At 50.1% G+C, this 25,075-nt stretch carries 34 protein-coding genes; 33 read left to right on the plus strand and 1 reads right to left on the minus strand.

Features of this window, described 5'->3' with window-relative positions; all coding sequences use genetic code 11:
- Nucleotide 1: 1 nt before the first annotated feature.
- Genes R8O11_RS15655 through R8O11_RS15670 form a run of 4 tightly spaced genes read left to right on the plus strand, consistent with a single transcriptional unit; the run spans nucleotide 2 to nucleotide 5,028 of the window.
- Nucleotides 2–1,141, plus strand: coding sequence for a tyrosine-type recombinase/integrase (locus R8O11_RS15655; RefSeq protein ID WP_172692929.1), 1,140 nt, complete (start codon nucleotides 2–4; stop codon nucleotides 1,139–1,141).
- A complete protein-coding gene (locus tag R8O11_RS15660) occupies nucleotides 1,138–2,784 on the plus strand; it encodes a hypothetical protein (protein ID WP_172692930.1) in 1,647 nt (548 codons plus the stop codon). Before R8O11_RS15655 ends, R8O11_RS15660 begins: the two co-directional genes overlap by 4 nt.
- Nucleotides 2,781–4,634: a hypothetical protein gene (locus R8O11_RS15665; RefSeq protein WP_172692931.1), complete on the plus strand. Its 1,854-nt coding sequence runs from the start codon at nucleotides 2,781–2,783 to the stop codon at nucleotides 4,632–4,634. The genes R8O11_RS15660 and R8O11_RS15665 overlap by 4 nt, the downstream gene beginning before the upstream one ends.
- Nucleotides 4,618–5,028, plus strand: coding sequence for a TetR family transcriptional regulator (locus R8O11_RS15670; RefSeq protein ID WP_169630805.1), 411 nt, complete (start codon nucleotides 4,618–4,620; stop codon nucleotides 5,026–5,028). Before R8O11_RS15665 ends, R8O11_RS15670 begins: the two co-directional genes overlap by 17 nt.
- 114 nt (nucleotides 5,029–5,142) lie before the next feature.
- Here the strand turns inward: R8O11_RS15670 and R8O11_RS15675 are convergent, their stop codons facing one another.
- Nucleotides 5,143–6,111: an integron integrase gene (locus R8O11_RS15675; RefSeq protein WP_008169685.1), complete on the minus strand. Its 969-nt coding sequence runs from the start codon at nucleotides 6,109–6,111 to the stop codon at nucleotides 5,143–5,145.
- A gap of 371 nt (nucleotides 6,112–6,482) precedes the next feature.
- Between R8O11_RS15675 and R8O11_RS15680 the strand changes: the two genes are divergently transcribed.
- The 29 genes from R8O11_RS15680 to R8O11_RS15820 all read left to right on the plus strand — a co-directional run.
- Nucleotides 6,483–7,226: a subclass B1 metallo-beta-lactamase VMB-1 gene (locus R8O11_RS15680; protein ID WP_172692932.1), complete on the plus strand. Its 744-nt coding sequence runs from the start codon at nucleotides 6,483–6,485 to the stop codon at nucleotides 7,224–7,226.
- 82 nt (nucleotides 7,227–7,308) lie between these two features.
- Entirely contained in the window at nucleotides 7,309–7,782 is a 474-nt protein-coding gene (dfrA1, locus tag R8O11_RS15685) for a trimethoprim-resistant dihydrofolate reductase DfrA1 (protein ID WP_000777554.1), read from the plus strand.
- 151 nt (nucleotides 7,783–7,933) lie between these two features.
- The gene (gene blaPSE, locus R8O11_RS15690; RefSeq protein ID WP_172692933.1) at nucleotides 7,934–8,800 is read left to right on the plus strand and encodes a PSE family carbenicillin-hydrolyzing class A beta-lactamase; all 867 of its coding nucleotides are present in this window, start codon (nucleotides 7,934–7,936) and stop codon (nucleotides 8,798–8,800) included.
- A 391-nt stretch (nucleotides 8,801–9,191) separates the two neighbouring features.
- Entirely contained in the window at nucleotides 9,192–9,629 is a 438-nt protein-coding gene (locus tag R8O11_RS15695; RefSeq protein WP_238901844.1) for a hypothetical protein, read from the plus strand.
- A gap of 65 nt (nucleotides 9,630–9,694) precedes the next feature.
- Nucleotides 9,695–9,919 (plus strand): class I ribonucleotide reductase maintenance protein YfaE, encoded by a 225-nt coding sequence (yfaE, locus tag R8O11_RS15700; protein WP_001102700.1) that lies wholly within the window; start codon nucleotides 9,695–9,697, stop codon nucleotides 9,917–9,919.
- Nucleotides 9,920–9,980: 61 nt separating this feature from the next.
- Nucleotides 9,981–10,370 carry a hypothetical protein gene (locus R8O11_RS15705; protein ID WP_000026577.1) on the plus strand — a complete coding sequence of 130 codons (390 nt, stop codon included), beginning with the start codon at nucleotides 9,981–9,983 and terminating at the stop codon, nucleotides 10,368–10,370.
- Complete coding sequence (locus R8O11_RS15710; RefSeq protein ID WP_001176699.1) at nucleotides 10,360–10,812, plus strand: hypothetical protein; 453 nt, start codon at nucleotides 10,360–10,362, stop codon at nucleotides 10,810–10,812. The genes R8O11_RS15705 and R8O11_RS15710 overlap by 11 nt, the downstream gene beginning before the upstream one ends.
- Nucleotides 10,813–10,816: 4 nt before the next feature.
- Complete coding sequence (locus R8O11_RS15715) at nucleotides 10,817–11,092, plus strand: hypothetical protein (RefSeq protein WP_000340223.1); 276 nt, start codon at nucleotides 10,817–10,819, stop codon at nucleotides 11,090–11,092.
- Nucleotides 11,093–11,149: 57 nt separating this feature from the next.
- Entirely contained in the window at nucleotides 11,150–11,341 is a 192-nt protein-coding gene (locus tag R8O11_RS15720) for a hypothetical protein (protein WP_000651508.1), read from the plus strand.
- A gap of 68 nt (nucleotides 11,342–11,409) precedes the next feature.
- On the plus strand, nucleotides 11,410–11,763 hold the full coding sequence (locus R8O11_RS15725; RefSeq protein ID WP_000994741.1) for a hypothetical protein: 354 nt from the start codon (nucleotides 11,410–11,412) through the stop codon (nucleotides 11,761–11,763).
- A gap of 191 nt (nucleotides 11,764–11,954) precedes the next feature.
- Nucleotides 11,955–12,299, plus strand: coding sequence for a hypothetical protein (locus R8O11_RS15730; protein WP_000209093.1), 345 nt, complete (start codon nucleotides 11,955–11,957; stop codon nucleotides 12,297–12,299).
- 77 nt (nucleotides 12,300–12,376) lie between these two features.
- Nucleotides 12,377–12,679: a hypothetical protein gene (locus R8O11_RS15735; RefSeq protein WP_000410925.1), complete on the plus strand. Its 303-nt coding sequence runs from the start codon at nucleotides 12,377–12,379 to the stop codon at nucleotides 12,677–12,679.
- Nucleotides 12,680–12,756: 77 nt separating this feature from the next.
- The gene (locus tag R8O11_RS15740) at nucleotides 12,757–13,161 is read left to right on the plus strand and encodes a hypothetical protein (protein ID WP_254216662.1); all 405 of its coding nucleotides are present in this window, start codon (nucleotides 12,757–12,759) and stop codon (nucleotides 13,159–13,161) included.
- Nucleotides 13,148–14,377 (plus strand): DNA cytosine methyltransferase, encoded by a 1,230-nt coding sequence (locus tag R8O11_RS15745; protein WP_254216663.1) that lies wholly within the window; start codon nucleotides 13,148–13,150, stop codon nucleotides 14,375–14,377. The genes R8O11_RS15740 and R8O11_RS15745 overlap by 14 nt, the downstream gene beginning before the upstream one ends.
- A 60-nt stretch (nucleotides 14,378–14,437) precedes the next feature.
- The gene (locus R8O11_RS15750; protein ID WP_000687894.1) at nucleotides 14,438–14,869 is read left to right on the plus strand and encodes a hypothetical protein; all 432 of its coding nucleotides are present in this window, start codon (nucleotides 14,438–14,440) and stop codon (nucleotides 14,867–14,869) included.
- 73 nt (nucleotides 14,870–14,942) lie between these two features.
- Nucleotides 14,943–15,494 (plus strand): hypothetical protein, encoded by a 552-nt coding sequence (locus tag R8O11_RS15755; RefSeq protein WP_172692934.1) that lies wholly within the window; start codon nucleotides 14,943–14,945, stop codon nucleotides 15,492–15,494.
- A 232-nt stretch (nucleotides 15,495–15,726) separates the two neighbouring features.
- Entirely contained in the window at nucleotides 15,727–16,113 is a 387-nt protein-coding gene (locus R8O11_RS15760; RefSeq protein ID WP_000042274.1) for a hypothetical protein, read from the plus strand.
- A gap of 87 nt (nucleotides 16,114–16,200) precedes the next feature.
- Nucleotides 16,201–18,654, plus strand: coding sequence for a phosphoadenosine phosphosulfate reductase (locus tag R8O11_RS15765; RefSeq protein WP_001187970.1), 2,454 nt, complete (start codon nucleotides 16,201–16,203; stop codon nucleotides 18,652–18,654).
- A 201-nt stretch (nucleotides 18,655–18,855) separates the two neighbouring features.
- Nucleotides 18,856–19,059, plus strand: a complete 204-nt coding sequence (locus tag R8O11_RS15770) for a hypothetical protein (protein WP_000050848.1) — start codon at nucleotides 18,856–18,858, stop codon at nucleotides 19,057–19,059.
- A gap of 71 nt (nucleotides 19,060–19,130) precedes the next feature.
- On the plus strand, nucleotides 19,131–19,736 hold the full coding sequence (yfbR, locus tag R8O11_RS15775) for a 5'-deoxynucleotidase (RefSeq protein ID WP_000071870.1): 606 nt from the start codon (nucleotides 19,131–19,133) through the stop codon (nucleotides 19,734–19,736).
- Nucleotides 19,729–19,998, plus strand: a complete 270-nt coding sequence (locus tag R8O11_RS15780; RefSeq protein WP_000184110.1) for a hypothetical protein — start codon at nucleotides 19,729–19,731, stop codon at nucleotides 19,996–19,998. Before yfbR ends, R8O11_RS15780 begins: the two co-directional genes overlap by 8 nt.
- The gene (locus R8O11_RS15785; RefSeq protein ID WP_405532174.1) at nucleotides 19,988–20,230 is read left to right on the plus strand and encodes a hypothetical protein; all 243 of its coding nucleotides are present in this window, start codon (nucleotides 19,988–19,990) and stop codon (nucleotides 20,228–20,230) included. The genes R8O11_RS15780 and R8O11_RS15785 overlap by 11 nt, the downstream gene beginning before the upstream one ends.
- Before the next feature lie 73 nt (nucleotides 20,231–20,303).
- Nucleotides 20,304–20,861 carry a pyruvate dehydrogenase gene (locus tag R8O11_RS15790; protein ID WP_000064431.1) on the plus strand — a complete coding sequence of 186 codons (558 nt, stop codon included), beginning with the start codon at nucleotides 20,304–20,306 and terminating at the stop codon, nucleotides 20,859–20,861.
- 74 nt (nucleotides 20,862–20,935) lie between these two features.
- Nucleotides 20,936–21,787 carry a hypothetical protein gene (locus R8O11_RS15795; protein WP_000595210.1) on the plus strand — a complete coding sequence of 284 codons (852 nt, stop codon included), beginning with the start codon at nucleotides 20,936–20,938 and terminating at the stop codon, nucleotides 21,785–21,787.
- A 204-nt stretch (nucleotides 21,788–21,991) separates the two neighbouring features.
- A complete protein-coding gene (locus R8O11_RS15800) occupies nucleotides 21,992–22,138 on the plus strand; it encodes a hypothetical protein (RefSeq protein ID WP_001032042.1) in 147 nt (48 codons plus the stop codon).
- Nucleotides 22,139–22,244: 106 nt separating this feature from the next.
- Nucleotides 22,245–22,631, plus strand: coding sequence for a hypothetical protein (locus R8O11_RS15805; protein ID WP_001077335.1), 387 nt, complete (start codon nucleotides 22,245–22,247; stop codon nucleotides 22,629–22,631).
- A 177-nt stretch (nucleotides 22,632–22,808) separates the two neighbouring features.
- Nucleotides 22,809–24,536: a toprim domain-containing protein gene (locus R8O11_RS15810; RefSeq protein ID WP_000122923.1), complete on the plus strand. Its 1,728-nt coding sequence runs from the start codon at nucleotides 22,809–22,811 to the stop codon at nucleotides 24,534–24,536.
- Entirely contained in the window at nucleotides 24,478–24,801 is a 324-nt protein-coding gene (locus R8O11_RS15815) for a hypothetical protein (protein ID WP_015058952.1), read from the plus strand. The genes R8O11_RS15810 and R8O11_RS15815 overlap by 59 nt, the downstream gene beginning before the upstream one ends.
- 72 nt (nucleotides 24,802–24,873) lie before the next feature.
- A partial coding sequence (locus R8O11_RS15820) for a hypothetical protein (protein WP_042632561.1) occupies nucleotides 24,874–25,075 on the plus strand: 202 nt, incomplete at its 3' end.

Raw genomic sequence — 25,075 nt, forward strand, 5'->3', positions numbered from 1 at the left:
GGTGGAGTTTCTTCTTGCTACACCAGAGTTTGAAATCAGGGGCCATTCCTATGAAGGCTTCCCGATTCTTCTCAAATCCAATCATGATGTGTTTGTCGAAGGAATGGAATTTCTCGTTCATCACTGCTTAAAACGTGGAAGTGTGCAAAGCCGACGTAGTTGGGAAACGTTTGGAAGGGATCTGTGTGATTATTTCGAGTTCATTGAAGCCAATGGGTTTGATTGGAGAGAGCTTGATCACCGAAATCACGAAACCCTGTTAGCCCTGTATCGCGACGTTTCCTTTGATCGATTTAACCTTAACGCCTCCACGGTAAACCGACGACTTCACCTGGTCATCAAGTTTTATCAGTTTGCCCTCAAACAAGGTTGGGTAAGCACGTTGCCGTATGACCTTGAAACGGTGAGAGTCAAACAGACAAAGGGTTTCCTCGCACACACAGACACGTCCGGGGGGTATGCCGTAAAGCCGGATGTGCTGCTGAAAACCACGCCAACCAGGATCAAAGTCCTCAACAAAGAACAAGTGGAAGAGCTGCTCAAAAGTATCAACAACAAAACGCTTCGATTGATCGTTCGCCTGGCCTTGCTGACGGGGTTGCGTAAAGAAGAGCTTCTGACGTTTCCAGTTACTTATGTGTCAGCCCCCCAATCGATCTCGGCTCGAAGTCATGTAGTTGTTGAGCTTAAACCCCAAGAGATGAGCACCAAGGGAGACAAGCCACGGACGATCCATGTGCCGATATCATTGATGGCGGATCTCTGGGACTACGTGATTCACGAACGTCATGAAACGATCCGAAAGCACGGCACAGACCCCAAAACCCTCTTTGTGACCGCCAAGGGCAAGTCCTGGAGCATTCCAACCTCGCTCAACAATCAACTGAACCGATTGAAGCTGTCGTTCGCCTGCCATCCCCACATCCTGCGTCATACCTACGCGACGCACACCCTGAAATCGTTGTTGTCCCGAAAGAGCACGACTTTCAATCCCTTGATCTATGTCCGAGATCGCCTCGGCCACAGCAGCATTACAACGACCGAAAAATACCTGCATTTCCTCGACGACATTGAAGACGACCTGCGCACCAGTTATCAGGAAGAAATTGAGGAAACCGCGAAGGAGGCGGCCTGCGCATGAAAAAAGATTTCACGCTAGACGGTGATGATATTGGGGTTAAGGCGGTTGACGAGACGGCGAACAACGCGAAGACCGAAACCATCGAACCATCGCCGCTCTCAAAGCCAGAGAACGCGGTCGTTGCCTTTCCCGAAAACACAACAAACACGAGAAACGCGGACTTCGGGCCATTTTACGGTCAGGGCTTTGACGACATCACTGCCGCTTGTCAGTGCACCCTCGAAAAGTTGATCACAGAGAGCGCCAATACCAACGGAAAGTCTCTCAGCTTGACCACAATTGTGGGTTATTGGAACGTTGGCTTTCGTTTTTTTGCGCCCTTCCTGTCGTTGCTCCACGCCGCTAGTGGTGAACGCCTGACCATGGCGGATCTCAACGCCGAAACGATCAAGCGATTTATTCAGCACCTGAGAAACGAGCCCATCGAATACGGCTCGCAAAAGGGTCACTTTACCAAAACCAAATCTTTGCTTGTGGCATCTCATCGGTTCGGGTTCTGGCCGGAAGTAGATATGAAAACGGTTTGGCCTGCCAATCCGTTTCCGAATTCCAACAAACGACGTAAGGGCCAGAAGGCGCTCAGCAAAAATGAAAAGCGGTTTTTGATCAAAGCGCTGCGCACAGAGATGGAGCGGATTGTGGCACACTCTGAGCCGCTGAACAGCTACGATTTGACCGTTTGCGTGGTGTCCATCGCCCTGTCCACTGGAATGAATCCGGCACCCATCCTGGAACTCACCACGGACTGCGTGCAGCCTCACCCGCTCAAATCCAACCTGCGGCTGCTTGTGAGCTTTAAACGTCGCGGCAACGCCACGCACGTGGTTGCCCTGAGAAAGTCTGAGGAAGTATCGGAAATGGCCAGTGTCCACCTATATGCCGCTGATGCCATTGATCTGATCGTTACGAGGAATGCCTCTATACGCGCCCAGCTGGGTGATCGGGGGCGACTGCTGGTCTACGAGCCAGTGCGGGGCAAGCACGCGGGCAAACCATGTCGACTCACTGCCAGCCATTTGCACTACATCATCAAGCTACTTGTCGACCAACACCAGCTTCAAACGGACGATGGGAAGCCGCTCATGTTGAACGTCACTCGGTTGCGTCAGACGCTCCTGAATCGCGTGTGGGAGATGTCCGGCCAAGATCCGTTGATCACGGCCAGAACGGGACGACACACCGTTCAGACCGGCAATGCCCACTACTGGGAAGCACCACCAGAAGCGGAAACCAATATGCGTTTTTTAGGCGAGGCGCGTGTTCAAGAGCTTCTTAGCAAGCCGAATATCATCGCCAGTGATCGGACGCCCGTTGCGTCATGCCAGGATGTCCGCCGAGGGCACCGATCCCCGAAAAACGGCGAGCCCTGTCAGGACTATCTGGGCTGTTTCCGGTGCAAGAGCTTTGTGGTGACCGGCGATGACCTGTATCGACTGTTCAGCTTCTACTGGGCCGCCCTGCGCAACTACGACACCTTTGGGGGCAAGCGCTGGACGAAATACCTAAAGCAAGTCATCCGTTTGATCGATGAGGAGATCGCCCCTCGCTTTGACGCGAACCTGGTGGCGGAGCAACGGGAAAAGGCCAAAAACCAACCTCACCCCTTCTGGCGAGACCTCAGCATGGCGAGGATGGCGATATGATCGAGACCTCCGGCGCAGAGGTGCTGGCCAACCGCGAGTGGCTGTTGAAGGCGTTACCCAGCGGTGAGGGACTGCACGGTATCATCACCACAGATCGGGCCGACGGGTTGCTGTACGTACTCTCACGATACGAAGATCCGGAGTGGTGGTTGCCGAAATCGAAGAGCACGGCAAACCGGAATGACGCTGATCGAAAATTGAACTTTGCTCGGATCACCGGGGAGCAGCTGCGATTCGAGGCCAAAATTATCCTGGCACGGTCAATCTGGCGAGAGCGCGAGCTGAGCAATGGCACTATTAAAGTGTTGTTCGGCGATTTGGTGTGTTGGTTGAACTGGTTACACGAGCAGGGGATTAGCACTCAGGAGAAGGTGACGCCTCTGGTAGCCGCCCGCTATGTGGAATTCGTCCACCGCCTTACTTCTGCAAAAAGACCCTTCAATCCACTTGCCAGTCAGACGAAGGCGCATAAGTTCTTTGCTGTTGAGCGATGCTGGCAACTCCTTCGGGATACCCCAAGCGCGTTTGGTCACCCCTGGCCAGAAAGCTCGGCCGTCTCCCTGGCCGGGCACAAACAATCAACCAAAGCCAAGACTAAGATCATTCCAGATAACATTCTTAGGCACCTGTTCCAGCACGCCGAATCCCTGCTCGGTCAAGCTGACACCTTGCTGGCACATCGGGATGCGTTGGCTGACTTCAAACCTTGTTCTGAAAAGCGAACGACACAAGCCAGTGAAATGTCTCGCTACCTGAAAAGCCGCGGTTGGGATTCAGGGCTCGGCGCATTGAACAGCACACTCCTCGACCTGCGTGATGGATGCTTTGTCATCATTCTGGCGACGACTGGCATTCGAGCCCATGAGCTCGGCAACATCCGGCGGGATCAGTGGCACAGTGAAGTTCGAGATGGCGAACGGTTCTACTTCCTCGGCTCACGCTCGGACAAAACTTACGCGGGCGAAACCTCATGGCTTTGTCCAGAGATTGCGATTCGGGCTGTAAAGGTCGTGGAGAGGCTTTCAGAGCCCTTGCAGACGGAGCTTGAGCAGGCTCTGAGAGCCGCAGAAGCGTCCGGAGACTTGAAGGAGGTGACCCGACTTCGGCAGTGCTCTGGCTGCATCGGGCTAACGAACGGTGGGGGCAAGAGAAATTGTATCACTGTGCTTAGCGGCCCAACGTTGAACAAAAGACTCAGGATGTTTGCAAAGAACCTCGGGACGGACTGGAAGCTTGCGTCTCACCAATTTCGTCGCACCTTTGCCAACTATGTCGTCCATCACAAACTGGGCGATCTGCGGTATTTAAGGGATCACTTCAAGCACTGGAGCCTCGATATGACCATCCTGTATGCAATGAACGAGACGCAGGATCTGGAGCTCTACGACGAAATCTACGCTGCCTTTGACGGCAAGCGCCAGGCCATTGTCGGTCACTGGTTGGAGCCTGATACGCCGCTTTCAGGTGGCATGGCCGGTCATATTCGCCAAATGCGAAACCGCTCGGAAGAAGTGCGTACCTACAAAGATCGAAAAGAGATGATTGAGGCCATCAGCGAACTGGTTTACCTGCGGTCCACTGGCATTGCCTGGTGTACCAATGATACCGGCGTGGACTGTGCGGGTGGCCAATGCGAAGGCTGTGAGCACGGCTGTATTGACGATACCCACAAGCCGTTCTGGGAAGGGCTGTACTTACAACAGATTGAGCTTCGGCAGATCGATGACCTGGACGACTCGGGATCAAAGACGGTCGAGCGCACCATGGAACGCTGCGAGAGGGTGTTGACCGATCTCGGTGTAGACATTAATCGCCTCAAGGAGCAAGTGATCGATGTCGAAGCCATCTGAATCAGACACTCACAAGCGTATTCGGCTGGCCATTGTTCGATTGGAAAAAGGCCAGCCCAAGGTCGTTGAGAAGGGCAGGAAAGTCTCGGTGGCCGCTGTTGCCGAAGAGGCCGGAGTCAGTCGTGCCTTGATCCACAAAGACTACCCAGACATGCTGGAGCGCATCCGGGGCAATTCCAACAAGGCGATCCAGAGACAGCGTGACGAGAAGCACGAGAAACTCAAGGAAGAGCGTTTCAAGAATCGTCAGTTACGGGAAAAAATCGTAGATTTGACCGAGCAGCGCAACGAACTTGCTTCAAAAAACGCGACTCTTGAGCTCGAAAACCGCCGACTCTCGGCAATCTTGGACAGTAAAAACGTTACAGTTTTTAGGGGGAAATCGGGTGAGTAGTGTTATATGGCTTTTGGCCGGAACCTTTTTCTTCCACTTTGTAAACAAAAGCGAACATTCGCCGCACCCCCAATTCCAGGCTTTACGCCCCTTAAACGGGTAAGCAATGCCCCATCAAGAACTTGGCAAACGATCAAAAGGGCTGACGGTTCCAGCACGTCGATCGCCAATGACATGCGTGTAGATTTCTGTCGTTCGAATGTCGCTATGCCCAAGAATTTCCTGAACCGTCCTGATATCGCTCCCCGATCTCAATAACTCTGTCGCAAAGGCATGCCGAAAGGTATGAGCCGTCACACGCTTGGTGATTCCCGTGGCCAGAACGGCCTGCCTCAATCGCCGCGAGTACGATGAATGATGAAGATGGTGGCGGCACACATAACCAGCGATGGGATGAACGCATCTTGTTACGGATGGGAACAGGTACTGCCAACCAAAGTCCTTCATGGCCGGTCCATACTTCTTGTGAAGTGAGGCCGGCACTGACGTAAGCCCGAATCCATCGGCCAGATCGGACTCATGTACAGCCCTGACATGGGCGAATTGTCGCTCCATGTTTTCTCTTAGATTGCCTGGAATCAGTGTGTATCGATCTTTTCGTCCCTTACCGTTGAATACGAGCAAACTGCGGCTTTTTAGGTCGATGTCTTTCACGCGAAGCGAAAGAGCTTCGTTGATTCTCAAACCGCATCCATAAAGAAGCGCAGTGATGAGCCAATACTCTGCATCCATGTTTTGAAGAATAGAAGCAACTTCATCGGGACTCAGAACGGTTGGCATGCGTCGAGGCGTTTTCGTCATCTTGTACTGTAGGTTTTCAATCTCCCGCTTCAGCACATGCTTGTAGACAAAAATAATCGCGCATAGCGCCTGATTTTGAGTGCCCGGACTGACTCCCCGATTGACGGCGAGGTGATTCAGGAAACGCTCAATTTCGTGATTACCCATGACTTTTGGGTGCTTCTTGTCATTGAAAAGGATGAACTGACGAACCCAGTAAAGATAGGACTTCTCGGTTCGGTAGCTGTACTGCTTTGTCCTAATTTCTGTGCGGACCGATTGTAGAAACGGTGATTTCGACACGCTCGCCCTCCGTGGCTGAATGCTGTATGTACGTACAGTTATAATAAAAAACACCCAAAAACACCAAAATTCTTGCGGCTTAATTTGCACGGCCCTGCTCGCTTTTCACAATGCATCTCTGTAGGTATCTGTTTCAGCATGGGAAAAATTCGACCCACTGGATTTAACGTGCAAAAACGTGTATAAATATCCCACGTGCACACTTTTCACAGAACCAAAAGCTCAAAAGCCCCCTGAGATGGAGGGGTAATGATCTGAAAAATCGAGGTTATTCAGGTTGTGAAGCAGTATTGGACTGGGTGATGGTGTTGCGGTTTAATAAGAAAGCAAACTAATAAGCTGTTAGAGGCCACTCAACTATGAGTTTCATCATGAAGTATATTATTCTATTCCTTCTCTTGATTCCTTCTATTGTATTTGCAAACAACGAAGGCACTAAAGAACTTAAATTAAAAAAGTTAAGTGATAACGTTTATCAACATATTTCATATAAGAGGGTTGAGCCATGGGGTTTAATTGGAGCCTCAGGCTTAGTTGTTATTAATGGCACTGAAGCACATATGATTGATACACCTTGGACAACCCAAGGAACAAAACAACTAATTGAATGGATTGAGGCTAAAGGTCTAACTATAAAAAGTGCAGTAGTTACGCATTTTCATGAGGATGCTAGTGGTGATATACCACTTTTAAATGATTTGAAAATAAAAACGTATGCAACATCACTAACTAATAAGCTTCTTAAATTAAACCAAAAAGAAGTGTCTAGTGATGAAATATCAAGTAATACCTTTGAATTTATTGATGGTGTTGCTAGTGTATTTTATCCCGGAGCGGGGCATACAGAGGATAATATTGTTGTTTGGCTACCTAATGAAAAGATATTGTTTGGAGGTTGTTTTGTAAAAAGCCTTAAGAATAAAAATTTAGGTTATACAGGCGACGCAAATATTAGTGAATGGCCAAACTCTATGCAAAAAGTCATTAATCGTTATCCTGATGCCAAATTAGTTGTTCCAGGACATGGTGAAGTCGGAGATGTTAGCTTACTGAAGCATACTCAAGCATTAGCTTTGTCTGCAGCGGCCTCTAACAAGAAAATCAACAAGGACTAAAAACAGTGGGCTGTTCGCTCCGCTCCATTTTAGCCCACTATTTTTAGCCTGTTATTTAGGCGTTAACCTCTGAGGAAGAATTGTGAAACTATCACTAATGGTAGCTATATCGAAGAATGGAGTTATCGGGAATGGCCCTGATATTCCATGGAGTGCCAAAGGTGAACAGCTCCTGTTTAAAGCTATTACCTATAACCAATGGCTGTTGGTTGGACGCAAGACTTTTGAATCAATGGGAGCATTACCCAACCGAAAGTATGCGGTCGTAACACGTTCAAGTTTTACATCTGACAATGAGAACGTATTGATCTTTCCATCAATTAAAGATGCTTTAACCAACCTAAAGAAAATAACGGATCATGTCATTGTTTCAGGTGGTGGGGAGATATACAAAAGCCTGATCGATCAAGTAGATACACTACATATATCTACAATAGACATCGAGCCGGAAGGTGATGTTTACTTTCCTGAAATCCCCAGCAATTTTAGGCCAGTTTTTACCCAAGACTTCGCCTCTAACATAAATTATAGTTACCAAATCTGGCAAAAGGGTTAACAAGTGGCAGCAACGGATTCGCAAACCTGTCACGCCTTTTGTACCAAAAGCCGCGCCAGGTTTGCGATCCGCTGTGCCAGGCGTTAGCCTTATTTGAATACTTCACACTCTGATATAAGATGTAAGCCAATCAAAATGATGAGGTTATTACATGAAGCTTTTACTGGTATTTTCGCTTTTAATACCGTCTATGGTGTTTGCAAATAGTTCAAAGTTTCAACAGGTTGAACAAGATGCTAAGGTAATTGAAGCATCTCTTTCTGCGCATATAGGGATTTCTGTTCTTGATACTCAAACTGGAGAGTCTTGGGATTACAATGGCAATCAGCGTTTTCCTTTAACAAGTACTTTTAAAACAATAGCTTGTGCTAAATTATTATATGATGCTGAGCAAGGGGAAATAAATCCTAAGAGTACAGTTGAGATCAAAAAAGCAGATCTTGTGACCTATTCTCCCGTAATAGAAAAGCAAGTAGGACAAGCAATAACACTCGATGATGCGTGTTTCGCAACTATGACGACAAGTGATAATGCAGCAGCAAATATCATCCTAAATGCCCTAGGAGGTCCTGAAAGTGTGACGGATTTTCTAAGACAAATCGGAGATAAAGAAACCCGTCTAGACCGTATTGAACCTGAATTAAATGAAGGCAAGCTTGGTGATTTGAGGGATACGACAACTCCTAATGCAATAGTGAATACTTTAAATGAATTATTATTTGGTTCCACATTGTCTCAAGATGGCCAGAAAAAATTAGAGTATTGGATGGTGAATAATCAAGTCACTGGTAATTTATTGAGGTCAGTATTGCCAGAGGGATGGAATATTGCGGATCGTTCAGGTGCTGGCGGATTTGGTGCTCGGAGTATTACAGCCGTTGTTTGGAGTGAAGCTCAATCCCCAATCATAGTTAGTATCTATCTAGCGCAAACAGAGGCTTCAATAGCAGATCGAAATGATGCAATTGTTAAAATTGGTCGTTCAATTTTTGAAATTTATTCATCACAATCGCGTTGATAAGGCTAACAAAGCATTTAAGAGGGACAGCCAACGCGTGGCATTTTTATTATGCGTTGGTTTTTGTGGTTACGGTGTTATGCGGTAAGTTGGTAGTAGCGTTGGCTGCCCCTTAATGCGGCGTTATTCCGAAATCTGAATGTCCGCTTTGCGACCCTTACGAACGCGTTTAAGCTCTCGTAGAATTTTCCCCCTGCCGAGTATGAACAGCCACCTATAAGTTGTTTGGCAACCTCCTGCCGTTCCCGCAACATTCAACGCGATTCCTGAATCTTGAAAGGTTACAATGAGCTCAAAATTACTCGGAAAACACCAAAAAGTGTCACTTTATTGATTTCTCGTAAAAACAGGCACTTGAGAAAATGTTACATGTTACTGGAGTACTAAACAGATGGGAAACCTGAGGCGCGATGGGGATTATTTCAACCTGTCCAGCCTTGTGGAACGTATCGCACCTGGGAAGCTGGTGGATGAGATCATCAAAACACAGCACAACTGTGTGAGTGACCGAACTCAGTATTCCGGGAAGCTGGTGCGTATCGCCCATGAAAAGCTGTTGGTGTTTCGTCGTAACGACGTTGCCTCATCGCTCTGTCTTCTTGCTGCCGTACACCGTCGAGCAACCAATATGGTTTCGACTACGTGGAAAGCTGCAATACGCCGAACCCTACAGGGGAAAACGTTGAAGCTGGAGCAGATTTACAAAGAGATTGAACCCTACGCAAAGCATCGAGAGAACAACCACTGGCAAGCAAAGGTCAGGCAAGTTCTTCAAGATGCCAGGTTCTTTATTCGCATCGAGGTAGGTGTCTATGCACTTGCTGAGTAGCCCAACCGGGGCGTGACATCCCGGAGGGGATTGGTCGCGCTCATCAACAACAAAGGAGCGTGACCATGAACGTACAACTTCAAGCCAGCAACAATGTGCTGTTGGCGCAAATCGAAAGCAAAGGCCTCACTGTTGAAACGCATTGTCGCAGTGGCTTTTGTGGCATGTGCCGGGTTCGTCTACTCGAAGGTCAAGTGGCCTATGACGAGACGCCCATCGCATTTGTCAAAGAAGGGGAAGTGTTGGTTTGCTGCGCTAAAGCAAAAACCGATGTGACCTTGGAAATTTAACCCATCCGGAGGAGCCTTTCCTGCGGGTGGGGCTCCTCTATCCATTACGAGGAGAAACACTATGTCTATCAATACCAAAGTTGAACAAATCGCATACGGTCATGCTACCGCTCTAGTGCTCAGTGAACTGGGCCAACAAGAGAATTGGTGCAAGGCTTATGAGTATTTGTCTGAGTGTGTCGAACGGGGAGACGAGCCTGAGGATCTGGTCGTTTGGCAACCGTTTGAGCACTGGGAATGGAAAGACATTCTGGAGCAAATCGAGAGCGAAGCCGAGTCTCTGCTTTCGACTATTAAGTCCGTTTTAGGCTTGGCCCACAAAGGCATCATTCAGTCAGCAATTGACTGCTCTCTGGATTCGGACATGACCCAGCTTGACCTGATTGGAATGGTCGAGCTCGGAAGTGAAATCGAAGATGGGGAGTGTGCTGGAGGTGGCTATGCAGCTTAACCGATACACGGCCAGGGAGTCTGACAAAAGTCGGATACTTCGGACCATCGGCTGGTGCAAGCGCAATCACCTTACACTTGCCGGTCTTCCATACGAGGACAATCTTGCAGGAAGTGACGGGATCAGCATAGAGATCATCACTCCTCCTGGTATGTCGCGGGAAATGTTGGAGCAAGCCGTCAGAGAGGGGTATTCAGAGCGAGATGTCGTAAGGCATCGCATTCTGGAGTGCCCTGTCGGTTGGTTCATGGAAGCTGATGGCAAGGCATTTGATCATGAAGTGTTCCACGATTACGTGGTGGCTCATGGTTATGGCGAACCTTCCAGCGAAGCCTATGAGCTGGCGGAGCGGTGGTTCTGGCAGGGCAACGATTATGCGTTGATAGCTGCGGAAATAGTTGCTCGTGATCTTTGTGTTCGTGATGACGAAGATGAGGACTGATCCTATGGATGCTGTAGCGCATATAGCAGCAGATAACCTTGTACCGGCATGTGGAGGTGCAGAGAAGCCGTTTACCGTTAGTGGTAGACAGTGGCTTTACTGCTATCACCCAGCCAGTGGGAGGCACTGCTACTTAGACCTCGATAATGACCGTCCAGTCTGGCATCGAGGATTTCATCCTGCTTTTCATCCTGAGCTTGAGTTCGCTGATGAAGCTGAGTTGCTTCGACCAGTTGAGCGAAAGCCTGACCATGAAGAGCTGGAGGATTTTTACTTTTAACCCACGGGGCCGCTCTTCCTGATGGGAGACGGTCCTCCATTCTCAAAGGAGAAGACCATGAAAGATCACAGTCAAACGATTGTGTTCCCTGGGAACAATGTTGAATCACTTGCTGAGGCTAACGCCATGTTGAGCGCTGTGTCGGAAGATGCACGTAAAGCCAGCAATACGGAAGACAAACGTGACCTTGAATCGCTTCAAGGCTGGCTGGAAGAGAACATCAATTCTCAACTGGCAGGCGTGAAGTAACTATGACTGTAACCCCACTGGGGGCTTCATGCCCCTGTGGGGGCATGGTGCCCGTAAAAGGAGTCACCATGAATGCAGTGAAGATGATCCAGAAGGAAAACCAGCTTGAGCTGCCGCTTTTCTTCCTGGATGAAGAGCCGAAGACCGCAGAAGTCATTCCATTTGAGCCAAAGCCTGAATGGACTGATGATGAGGTAAGGCAGTTACGTGATGGGCTTTTATGGCATAGCCTTAGAGTCCTTGCTGATGGTCGAGCTGGAAGTGAAATCAAGCAGGAAACGATGGCTTGGGTGATGTCCGATGAGGTACATCCATTCTCATTTGTGGTCTGCTGCGATGAAGCAGGTTACGATCCATCTGGAGTAAGGGAAGGCGTGAAGTCTATCCTAAACCGCTTAGCGCGGGTTAAAGCGGGGGGTTAACCCCCTGCTTTCCCAGTGGCATCGACTTTCACATGTGAAAGTTTGTGCCCCTCGGAAAGCAAGATTTTGCTCTCTGTCGAGAGTGAATAGTGAGGTAGCTGGCCTCCCCAAACAAACAGCATTCTACATAACCCTTGGGGGATCACTGCCCCTCGGGCTGGTGGTTCCCTGACAAACATGGAGCCACAACTATGACTACTCTTGCCAGCTTTGCGAATCCGATTTCTGTTATTCAACGCTCACCAACCAGTGGGGTGTTTGGCACAAATCAGTTCGTAGGAGACAAAGAGGGATTTGTACAAAAGGTGCTCGGAAAGTGGTACTGCAATCCAGGGAATACCATTCCCGTTGAGAGCATGTCCCACCTTGAGCAGGCGGAGAAACTGTATGACTTCTATGTCAAGTATCTCCAAGTGAAAGAAAAGATCTCTGTGAACCTTGGCCGGGTGCTGCATAAGCTGTACAGCACTGGTTCTATCAAGGAAGCAGAGATCGTGCTTGAAGCAATAAAGGCTCAGGCTGGCGTAACAGCTTGAGCAATCTACTAACCCTAAACCGGGTGCATCCGCCCGGTTCGGGACGTGGTGCGCCCCCAAACTATTTGGAGTGCATCATGGAAAAACATAACCTCAAATCCGGATTCAGCATCTATTTCGCTGACGTCCATTTCGAGAAACAAGTCTACGCATTCGGCTCAGGACTTGGCTTCACCTCTGTGATTTACGCCTACTCGCTGGGCCGAGATCCGGAAGAAGCTGAGAAGCTGGCGCTTGAAAAGTACGACTCTGACGAAACGAAGGTGAAGAAGGTGCATGTCAATCTGGCTCGCAGCCAGGACATCAACCGCTACACCTTCCCTGAACAAATGGCTGGCTTTGCTAATGCCATTCAGTCTCACGGCATCGCTGTGAACTGAGAACCACTTTAAACCCATCGGGGCCATTACTTCCCGATTGGGACGGTAGTGGCCTCTCAACCGAAAGGAGAGAGCTCATGGCTACTATCGTAAACACCAAGTTAGGAGAACATCGAGGCAAGAAGCGCGTCTGGCTGGAAGGCCAAAAGCTACTGCGTGAAGGTTACTATCCTGGCATGAAGTATGATCTGGAGCTGAAAGATTCCCAGGTTGTGCTTCGCGTCAAAGAGGAGGGTAAGTTCACCATCAGTAAGCGCGAGCGCAATGGCCGGGTGTCTCCAATCATCGATCTGACCGTGCAGGAGCTTGCTACCGTTTTTGACGGTGTAGAGATGCTCCGCGTGTTCATCCGTAACGGCGCAATTGTGATCTCTGCTCACCATCAACAAGAGCGAGTGATCGAGCGCGTCAACCGGCTTATCAGTAAGCTGGAGAATGGAGAATCGCTTTCGGTATGCAGCCTCTTTCATGGGGGTGCTTGATAAAGCGATTCACGCCGGTTTTCACAAGGCGGGAATTGCCAGTGCCATATCTGTGGCCGTGGAGATGGAAGGGAAATATCTCGATTCGTCTTTGGCAAATAACCCGGAGCTTTGGAACGAAGATTCTATTGTTATCGAATCGCCAATCCAGGCTGTGAATCTCAGCAAACGCCCACCACAGGTGGATGTTTTGATGGGGGGCATACCGTGTACCGGCGCGTCAAAGTCAGGTCGCAGTAAGAACAAGTTGGAGTTTGCCGAATCGCATGAGGCGGCAGGTGCCATGTTCTTCAACTTCCTGCAATTCGTAGAAGCGCTAAACCCAGCCGTTGTGCTGATTGAGAACGTGCCTGAGTACCAGAACACCGCTTCGATGGAAGTGATTCGTTCGGTGCTCTCTTCGTTGGGTTACTCCCTACAAGAGCGCATTCTCGACGGCAATGAGTTTGGGGTTATTGAGCGCCGCAAGCGTCTTTGTGTTGTTGCGCTTTCCCACGGGATCGACGGGTTTGAACTTGAGAAGGTTCAGCCTGTTCGCACCAAGGAAAGTCGCATACAGGACATCCTGGAGCCAGTTCCGCTCGATTCTGAACGTTGGAAGTCATTTGACTATCTGGCTGAGAAGGAGTTGAGAGACAAAGCTGCTGGCAAGGGGTTCTCTCGCCAGCTTCTGACTGGCGACGATGAGTTTTGCGGCACCATAGGTAAGGACTATGCAAAATGCAGAAGTACCGAACCTTTCATTGTTCATCCAGAACAGCCGGAGTTGTCTCGCATCTTTACACCGACAGAACATTGTCGAGTGAAAGGGATACCAGAGGAACTCATCCAAGGTCTGTCGGACACTATTGCCCACCAGATTCTCGGGCAATCGGTAGTCTTTCCCGCGTTCGAGGCTTTAGCCCTCGCATTAGGGAACAGCCTGTGGAGCTGGGTTGGAATGATGCCAATCATGGTCGAAGTCGTGGATGAATCACAGCCGGTGATCGGTGGTGAAGACTTCCATTGGGCAACGGCATTGGTTGACGCAAAGGGCACTCTCAAGCTGTCACCGGCAGCGAAAAAACAGGGGATGCCCTTCAACATTATGGATGGTCAATTGGCTGTCTATTCACCTAACGGAACTAAAAAGAGCTGCGGCCATGAGCCTTGCGAATATCTCCCGGTAATGATGTCCGGAGACGCAATCATGGTCACTTCATCTTTGGTTCATTAGTAACTCACCGGGGCAATGCCGAAAGGCCTTTGCTCCGGCCTATCCGAAAGGAGAGTAATCATGAAAATCGAAACTGTTGTGCCTTTACCTCCCGAGGATTCAGGCCTTCAACACTGCATTGCCAGGTTCCATAACCGCAACATGGATTCCAAGCGAAAAGACAAGACCCGTTTTTTCAGGAGGGAGCCGGTTATGATCGTAAACCCAGAGACCAAAGCAAAGGTTCTCCGGTATGCGATGGGCAACCCTGGGAATTTATCCATCACAAAGCTGGCGGTCGCGCTGGATTACGATGCGGTAGATGCTCTGGGTGTTCGTTTTAAAGACACTGTAAATCTTGAGGTTCGCAGAGCCAGGCGCTGGGAAGTCTGGCAGTGGTTCTGGAACCATCCGGATCAAAGTGTCCAACTGTCAATCAAATTGGGCGTGGTTGGCGCTGTGTTGGGAGTCATGGGCTTCCTGACTGGCGTAGCTCCGTACCTCTTGGGATAAACCAATAAAGCCGTTAACGGGCAATGTAAGTCCGGAGACGGCTTGCATTGCTCTCTCGAAAGTGGAGAGTCAAATGAACACATTAGAACAACTTGTAAATCAGAGAGTGCTTGAGGAAGGTCTGAAAAAGGCGAAGCCATTGGCCGCGCAAATGGGGCTTGAATCTGTACCTGATGAGATGCTTGAAATGATCTGCCCAAACTTGAACTACTCTGGGCAGTTTACGCCAGCTCTGTACGCGAGATTTCAAAGCGTAAAGCGATTACTGAAAGAGTTGTCGGAACAAACCTCACCTAAGCACGGGCATATTGTGAAGTTTACCAACCAATATGGGAGCTACGATGAGTCAGCTTTGCTGTTCAAAGAAGGCGACGTCAGAAACCAGAACTTGGTTGCTTGTGTGGGCGGGAAGACGCTAAATCTCGGAGAGCTAGAGCTTCGAGATTATGGGCTCAATATGCACATCGGTTGCGGACCATTTGAGCCGAGCTCAGAAGCGCAGATTCAGTCCTTGTCTGAGTTTGACTTCTATGAGACGACCTACAGATTCTGGGGCCAGAATCCATGTGGAAACGGGATGATAGACATCACCGTCCCTATGAAACGTTGGTTCTTGACTGTGTAGCTTCAACCTGAGTGCGCCGAGAAATCGGCGTACCGGCCCCTTAAAAAGGGTAATCAGCGCAGGGGGAAACCCCGCGCTTTCCCAAGCATCTCGGTTTCCCAGGGTGCTTCGGAAAGTGCCTTAGGCGCTCAAGTGCGGTAGCTGGCTGCCAAAAACAAACAGCAAATTATCAACCCTGACGGGAGCACCTCCTGTTAGGGGGGCTCCGTCATAAACTGAACGGAGATATAGCATGTCTAAAAACGTCAACGATGTTTTTTCAAACCGAACTTCTTTGGAATGTACTGTAAATGCAGCGCTGGATCGTCGTATCGGTCTGCGTGTCGGGTTCCCTCATTACAGAGAAGGAGCAAACGGTGTGGTTTGTGAGATCGAAGCAGAGTACCCATTGCTCAACACTCATTCGAGTGTTGCATGGCCCCTGCTCGATGAACTCAACAGTTACACCATCCAAAAAAACCAATCGCTCATTGATCACATTGATAATGCGGTCGCTGAACTGTTGAAACACAAGGCTCGTCTACAGCTTGATATTCAAAAGCTGCAAGACGGTGACATTGATCTGGTGAAACAGGCCAAGCAGCAATACGAAGACAACCAGATGTCGAGTAGCAGCTAGTTCAGGTCTGATAGCCAGGATTCAATTTTAACCCTACCGGGGTGCTTTCCCGGAAGGGATGGGCACCCTGCTAATCCAGGAGGCCCTATGCAACAAACATTAAACTTTGATCTATCAGAACAACCCATCCCAGTGCTTTTGCGTGGGGATAAGTGGGATTCTGTTTGGTCAGAACTGACTGATAACGAGGATTTGAACTTCGTTGATGCCAGTAGAGGAACCAGTCTGTCATCGTTGATCACGTCATCGGTTGAGTCCATTCACACGGCCTTAATTGATGGGTGGACCATGATGATCGGCTATTCCAGTGGTAAAGATTCTGAAACGGTCTTGCACCTGTTCCTGATGGCCCTGATCCGGGCTGTAAGGAGTGGGGCGACCATCAGCCAGCACCACTTCATCTTGCACACTGACACACTGATCGAAAGCCCAGAGGTAAGGTGGCTGGCGGATCAGAAACTGGCCGAGCTGGAGCGTTTCATTGCGAAGGAAAACCTTCCTCTGACCATCGTTCTAGCAAAGCCTGGGATCTCGCAGAGTTGGACGGGCCGAATCCTTACTGGGAGGGGGTTGCCTACGTTTTCCAACTCCACGGCCCGCCAGTGTAGCCAGGATTTAAAAATCACCTCTGCCAAAAGAGCGAAGGCAGCTTATATGCGAGAGCTTCCCAAAGAGGTTCGACAGAAAGTCTGCCTTTTGCTGGGCAGTCGTGATGCTGAAAGCACTATTCGTGCGGCCAACATTGCAAAACAGCGAGGAAGCTCAGATCGCGTCATTAAGACGAAAGATGGGGGTGAGCTGTATGTGGTGAAAAACTGGTTGGCGAGTGATGTCTGGGAGTTCTTACTATCCGCTGGCATGGGCTCAGCATATCCTCTGCCAAGTTACTTGGAGAGCAATGTCACTACGGCAGAGCTTTACAAGGCGGCAACAGGGGAGTGCGTGTGGTCGGCAACAGAGAAGAAGGCCAGTGACGCCTGTGGCGCTCGCTTCGGTTGCTGGGCTTGCCAGGCTGTTGGGTTGGATAAGTCAATGGAGACGTTGCTTGCCACGGACCCTGAAAGGCATGGCTATATGTCGGGGCTGAACCGCATCCAGCGCTACTTGGCAAAACGCCGGTACGCATGGGAAGACCGCCATCCCGTAGGTCGAACGATTTACGAGGGCGGATACATCAAAATACAGCCGGACGTTTACAGTCCTGTTTTCCTAGAACGATTGCTTCATGTCTGTTGCAGCATGGACTACATGGAGCAAAAGAGAGCTGATGAGCTGGCATACAAGCTGGCTACTGGTCAAGCAGAGGATAACGACTGGAACCGTCGAATGGCAGAGCCACAATTCCGGATCATATCGGAAGAGGCTTTAGTCCATATCGACTTCATGTGGGCCTTCCATCATTTCAATGATAAGCCTTTCCATGCCCTGGAGATTTACCACAGGGTTTGGTCGATGGGTGATCTGGACTTGCTGGAAGACGAGCCGCAGTGTGAAACCGTTCCTCAGTCACCAATTCCGAAGCCATTGTGGTTGAAGGTTGGTCGCTGGGGCGATGGTTCGCTTTCTGATGGCTTGGCCGATCCGTTAGCGGAAATGGCTTACTTTGACGGCGGGGATGACCCGTTGGCAGCGCAAGTGATCAATACCGCAGACGGAAAGAGAAGGGTGGTTTGCTTCGCAGAAGATGATGAAGTGAAAGTCGATCCCGACTCCGCTGCGTTCATCATCTGGAACGAATACCCGCGACTAAGGGAGTCTGTACTAAAGGGACATTATACGCCCGGTAGTGCAGCGCAGTTCTACCTTCGGTTCGGAGCAATCCAGCTTGCGAAAGGAAAAGGCGCTTTGTATCACCGTATGATGCAAAGAGGTCAAACCTACCACCAGATGGGCCTTACAGGGCTACAGACGATGGAAGGAATCCAACAGCGCAAGGATGTCAAAGTGCTTAGCGATGCTAAGTACAAAGATCTGGTGAAGCGAAAAATCAAGGGAAGACTGGCAACGGTACGCTGGTGGGTCAACTTGCACTTAACGTTCAAGTACCATCTGCACCACCGTACTCCGACGGGGTTGTTCATCGAGAAGCAACTTGACCAGGAAGCAATGGAAGAACAGAAACGGCATCAGGAGCGATGGTTTAACTACGTGACTGACGCGATGCTTTGTTACTCCAGCGCATTCTGTATGAGCGTCATGGAAGGGCGAGAGGGGAGCGGAAACGCCAACATTCGTCGTTACATGGCCGCGACCAGAAGGAAGGCTTATACGGCCCTCTGCGAGCTCTTGGACAATACTGACGCCCAGTGGGTGAATGATGTGGTCCAGAGTGCCGTAGGGCAGTATGAGGCGATACAGGCAGCCCTAACCGAAGGTTCCGCGCTTGCTATCTATCTCGACTGGATCAACCTACTGTCAAAACGCCATCCAGCCTCTTTGGAGCGACATGTCAGAACGATGATCAAGGCGGTTCAACGCTTACATCGCCGCGACGACACAGAGTTGCAAAGAGGACAGCAAGGCTTGTCCTTGGCCGCATAAAAAGCCCTCCTTCGGGAGGGCTTTTTCTTTTGCACCCCAAAAGGGCAATTACAGCGTTTTACCCTTTTAGGTGGCTGTCATACTCTTTGTTCATTGTCAGCGCTTGCTGGCTATAACGGTAGCTGGCCCAAAACAGCAATAACCTAACCCCTCGGGAGGAAACCCCTCCTGGGTTCTCTCCCACAAACAAAGGAGAGAAGCATGAGCCTAGACAAGTTAAGTCGGCTGGTGGACCAACAACGAAAGACCCAGGATGAAATCGACAATGAAATCATTCTGGCCGTCAAAGAGGTGTTGGCTACAAACTCAGTCGGTTTAGCCCGTGAGCTTGTTGGGGGTGTCCCGCAAGATCATCCATTCCATCCGTTTTTACTCGCTATAGCTAAGCAGCTTGACCCGAGATAACTAAGTAACCCAACCGGGTACACCAAGGCCCGGTCGGCTTTGGTGTACCTCCAACCAATTTTGGAGGCACTATGTCTAATTCAAATTTCGGCTTTCTAGCTCTGGCCTTGCGCCAACGCCTGATCAAACGCTGGTCACTGATGCACTCTGTTCAACCGGAGTCTGTGTTGGAACACAGCGCTGTTGTTACCCTGCTTTCCTACCTGGCTGGCAATATTGCCATTCAGCAAGGGAAGTCGGTGGATCTGGCAGTCATGCTTGCTCATGCTTCGTTGCATGATGCAGCCGAGGTTCTCTGTTCGGATGTTGTAACACCGGTCAAGAAAGCAAACGCTGTTTTGCAGCGTGAGTTTGAACGACTGGAAAAGGCCGCAGAGGACAAACTCATCCAGACTCTTCCCGAAGAACTCCAGGATGCAGTCGCCATAGCCTTCGCTCCCGGTGGCTATGAACAATCACTGGTTAAGGCCTGTGATACCTACTCCGCTTACATCAAGTGCAAACTTGAGGTGGCCGCAGGTAATGGCCTTGAGTTCCAGGATGCTCTCAGCAAAATGGAACGTGTTGTTGCTCAGGTGAAATCGGACTTCCCGGAAATCGACGCTCTGGACAAATGGTTTGGTAACGGACTCGGCCATTCAGTAGATAAACTGCTGGCAGGGGGTAACGATGACTAATCCAATCCCTGGCGACATCAAGATTAAGGACTTTGGCCGCGACCGGAAATTCCGTTCGGTTGATGAGCTTCAAAGCACTTTGTCAGAACAGTACAAAGGTCAGCATGTCAGCATCGTTTACCCTGCAAAGCCCAGCGGTTTACTCCGCACGGTTTTTGTCAGTGTCGATGATGCTGGTGGCGTGAATCGAACCTATGGGGACCAGTCTCCTGTCGATTTTTCTGCCATCAAAGATGACCTGTATGTACCAAGTGACCTGTAGGAGAGCACTAGCTATGGTGGTGATCATCGTAAACACAGGACACTATGAGTTTATCGGCCTTGGTGAGACCCACGGACAAGCCACAGAAGGGCTTTTGAAACGCTGGGACGAACACTGCGAACGTAATCCGGATGCTGAGTCTGGTTACATGCAGGAGCTGATAGAAGAAGGAAGCGCACAAGTTGTCGAGATGGAGCCCGGCTCCGCCGTAATTTACGGACTTGACGGCTAAGCCTTCTCAACTAACCCACTCGGGCGCATCATCCCGAGAGGGTGTGGTGCGTCCTAACCAAAAGGAATGCACTATGTCTAACTTTGAACAAGCTCTGGAGCGTACTGACGGTAAAACACTGATTCTCAGCAATGGGAGTAAGTGGGCAGGCCAAGACCCGGACAGCATTCAGACTTTACTGGATGTCCTGGGTGACAACGTTCTTGACCCGATGTTTGAGCAGTATCACTGTTATCGCCCATACCCGTTTGAACCAATGGTGAGGACGGGGCGAAATGGCGAAATGTTCCAGCCTTGGCTTGGGGCAGCCTGCTTCTTTGGGAACTTCCTGACCGTCTCTCATGTTTTCAACATCATCACGAAAGATGACGGTGTTGTTGAGGCCTTAACAGAGGCGATCCGGAAGAATATGGCGACTGAACAGTACCAGCAGAATGCCTATGAGCGTTATGCCGGTTGGTTCTACGCTGAAACCAGCGAAGGGTTAAGGCTAGTCTCTCCAAGTGAGGCTGCCGACATCCGAGCTGGCGCAGTTTCAAAGCTGCGTTACCCAAGAAACTTCGAGGTTATGAAAACTGCGGTTCTCAAAGGTCCTCGATTTGATACTGAATTAAACCGCAAGGCTTCTTAACCCAAACATTAACCCCACGGGGGACATCGGTCCCTGAGGGGATGGTGTCTCCCTCTGAAATTAAGGAGATACCAATGATTAAACAGCATTTTCAAAACGAACTGGTTAAGTGTGGATACCCGGATGATCTGACGATTGAGTACAGTCTCGGATACTGCCAGGGGGATGGCGTAGCCTTCTACGGGGATTTGAGCGTTGATGACGTCAAAGCTCTCATGAATCGCCTATTCAGCACTGAGCCCGGCCAAGTGGATGCTGTCAGCCGCGTGAAGAACCTGATGGCACAGAAAGACATTGAGAATATGCTTTCTGTCCTCCGCGAATATGGTTCCTGTGACCTGTCCATTACTCGGAATAGTCACGGGCATCACTACAGCCATTGGAACTGCATGAACATCGACGACAACGTGGACTTCACAGGGATCTTCCCTGATGATGATTCCATGATTGGCACCGGCATTGAAGGGATTAACCAGGATATGGTCGAGCGCTGGCAAGACCTCTGGGAACGCTTTGTGCTGGAGCTGGCGGATGATGTAAAAAGTCTTTCCAAGAAGCTCGAAGCGGACGGGTACTCGCTGATCGAGGCCTCTCCATGCGAAGATGAAGTGGTTTGGGAACGGGCCACTGAAAACTACCTGGTGCGTGTTACTGAACTCCCTGAGCGGGATTTCGATATGGGCCACTGGGATGACGAAGTAAGAGACCAAACAATTTGTTCTATCCTGGAAGGGAAAGAGCGAGTGCTTGGCCTACGTGTTGAGGTACTCTCTCGTGAAAACGAGATTGTCCTGGGTGAAGAGAGTCTGCACGGCTTGACCGTTGCCAGTGATGACAAGAGCTACGCTGGCTACAGACGAGAACTTCTCCGGGGCGCTATCCAGCAAACCAGGGACTTTTTCTCTCGCCACCTCAAAGCGGCATAACAAGGCAGGGGGAAACCCCTGCTTTACTTCCCAAGTCTTCTTACTCATGGTTAAGCCATCAGTAAGCAGATTTTGTCCTCCCTGAGGGCGAAAGCGTGCGATAGCTGGTCGCCAAAAACAAACAGCAAATTAACGTTAATTTATTAATCCCTGCGGGAGTCTATCTCCTGCTGGAGATACCTCCCGTTATTTCTGGAGGTATCCATGAACAAATTCCAAGACTTTAAGTTGGTTTATCGTCAAGGTGGTCGTCGCTTAGAGCGTGTCTTTAAGGACACTCTTTACGCGAATGTGAAGCGTGTCGCTGACTCGTTTCCTCCGACCGTTCTTTGGCGCATTCAGCCAGCGTAAAACTCGGAACCTTAAAGCTCGGCTTTGGCCGTGACCTTTCAATAACCCATGCGGGTACACTTCCCCGCACGGGGTAGGTGTACCCATTAACTTTGGAGTACACCTTATGAACCAAGTAGCTAAATTGGACCTCGCCCAAATCCGTCAACAAGCCATCAATGATGGTCTGCTGGTGGACCAATCTTCCATCGGTAAACAAGCTGGTTTCCTGACCAATGTGGCAGTGACCCCGGCAATTGTCGATGGAGTATTTGGTGCAGATGGTAAGCACTCGGTAGAAGACTTCCTTTTCATGTTTTTGCAGCTTTGTGTTGCTCAAACAAAGGTCGCTTTTACCGACAACAAGAATTGGGGAAAGATTCGTCTTTATTACCCCATGCCCACTGTAGATGGCTTTTTCAAACCCACTGAGGTTGTGATTAAGTCAGATCCTGTAACCGCAGATGTCACAATCATGATGGCCTCGGAAGATGGCACTCATTTGTGCTTGTGATATTCACAAAATTCGCCTCCGTTTCGGGGGCGACCTTTTTAAACCCCTCGCCGGGGAGTTCTCCCCGGCTGGGGAGCCTCCTTGGCACATTCTCCCGGTGTCGGGGTTTCCTTAAAACCCTGGCGACGGGGGTTTAAGGAAGCCTCGATGCTGGGGTTCACGCTAAGGAGAAAACCTATGTCTTACTACAAAGCTGACACCGTTCGTGAAGCTGCAAACGGAAACTGGCTATTCATCCTGGCGGCCCTAGCGCCCCATCTTGAACCAGCTCTCCGTAAACCTGGTCGTCATGTTTCTTGTCCTATCCACGGCGGGAAAGATGGCTTCCGACTGTTCAAGGATGCCCACCTGACTGGTGGCGGCGTATGCAATACATGCGGTGCCAATCATGATGGTTTTGAGCTGCTGATGTGGCTCAATAACTGGGACTTTAAACAGTGCCTGAGCGAGGTTGGTGATTATCTGGGCGTTGAGAAAGAGCAACCCCAGTATCAACAAGCCGCTGCACCGACACGAGCTCCTGTCCAGGCCAAAGCGCCTGTTCAGCAAGAGCCTATGAAGGTGAATAACAAGGTTCTCGATTCCAAGAATCGTAAAAAATCCATTGCCGGTACTCTGATTGCCCACGGTAAAGCTCCTTATGAGCATAACGAAGACAACGAGCTCAGCTACTTTGCCTTCATCCGTGACAAGAGCGGTTTGGAACGCACCATCTGGGGCGTGGATCTTGAAAGAGCCATTGGTGAAAGTGAAGCCAAGTATGGGGATGAGATCGTCATGACAAACCTCGGGCGCGAGCCTGTAACTGTCGTCGTTGAAGTTAAGGACGAGCAGGGGAATGTTGTGAGAGAACAACCTATGCAAACGCATCGCAACACCTGGCTGGTGGAACGTCGCGGCGCTACGGTAACGCAGTTCCGCGCTCGCTCGAACGGTGGTGTTGAGCCGGTGAGTCACCATGTTGAGTCGGCCCCTGTGGTCAACCGCACGGTAGAAGCTCCGGCACCGCAAGTACAACATGCGGCCACACAACCGGAAGAGCAAAGCAGCGAAAACAAGCCGAAAGTTGTTCCGATGTTTCGTGAACAACCTAAGCCTTGGCTGCTTGAGCTCCAAGAAGAAATGGAGAAGAGAATGGAGCGCGAACGCGCTTACAGTGCTCGTCTCCGTGAGAAAATCGAGAAGGTATGGAACGAGTGTTTGCCGTTCTCCAGTCATGTGACTGAGCCAATGCGTCTGTACTTCAAAAACCGCGAGCTTCTGTTCAAGGTTGATGAAGTAGAAAAAACAGACTGTCTGCGGTTCAATCCGGCTATGGCCTACTACGACGAAGATGGCAATGAAGTTGGGAAATTCCCGGCTATCGTCTGCGCTATCCGAGATGTGGAAGGCAACCTGGTAACGCTCCACCGCACCTATCTCACCCAAAACGGTAAAAAAGCCAAGGTCGGCAACGCCAAGAAGATGATGCCCATTCCTGACGGTTTGGATGTCAATGGCGCGGCCATCCGCCTCGGTGAACCGACTGAGGGTATCCTGGGTGTTGCAGAAGGGCTGGAAACAGCCCTGTCAGCTTATCGAGTCACTCAAATCCCGGTTTGGTCAACGGTCAATGCGACCCTGATGGAGTCCTTCGAGGTTCCAGAAGGTGTTCACACCGTACTGATCTGGGCTGACAAAGATAAGTCTGTGACTGGTGAGAAGTCAGCGAACGTGCTGAAAGCCAAGCTGGAGAAGCGCGGCATTCGTGTGTACGTCCTGCTGCCTAAACTCCCGATCCCGCCCAGAGCGAAAGGGATTGACTGGAACGATGTCCTGATGAGTCAGGGAAGCCTCGGTTTCCCGAATGCTCGCTACCTGCGCGATTTCATTGCGAGAAGGAGAGCTGAGTATGGCCGTCATTGATGTCTCGAAGGTTGATACAACGCCTGGTAACGACGCGGTGTGCCCCTTTTCTCCCCCTGAGGGGTGGGAGGGGGACTCTGCGGCCTACGTTGAGCTTATGCGGTCTCGGTATCGTCATCTGATGCACGGCCAGAGAATGATGGTGACAGCCTCCTTCGCAAGAAGGGAGCCTATCCAAGTTACTGGCCCGTTTGCTGATGAAGCGACGAAGATCATTAACTCAATGAAGATGAACAAGGCGAAGCCAACAGCTTTGTCTGCCTAAAACTTTAACCCTGAGGGGGTGTTCATGCCCTCTCGGGCATGATTCGCCTCCTCTTCAACTATGGAGGTAATCATGAAAAAGTTTTTGCGTATTAAGACGTGGTTTGTGCGTCTTTTCTCTCCTGACAAGAAGACTCTGGGAGCTATCGGTGAAGACCTGCGTAAGGTCGCCGTAACAGCCATCGGTGTCGGTATTGTAGGGGTCGTCTCAGAAAACGGAATCTATGGTCACTCCCGTTTTTGCAACACCGATTTTGACGACAAGTTGGCTTGCT

It is taken from the genome of Vibrio sp. 1288, from assembly GCF_033344475.1.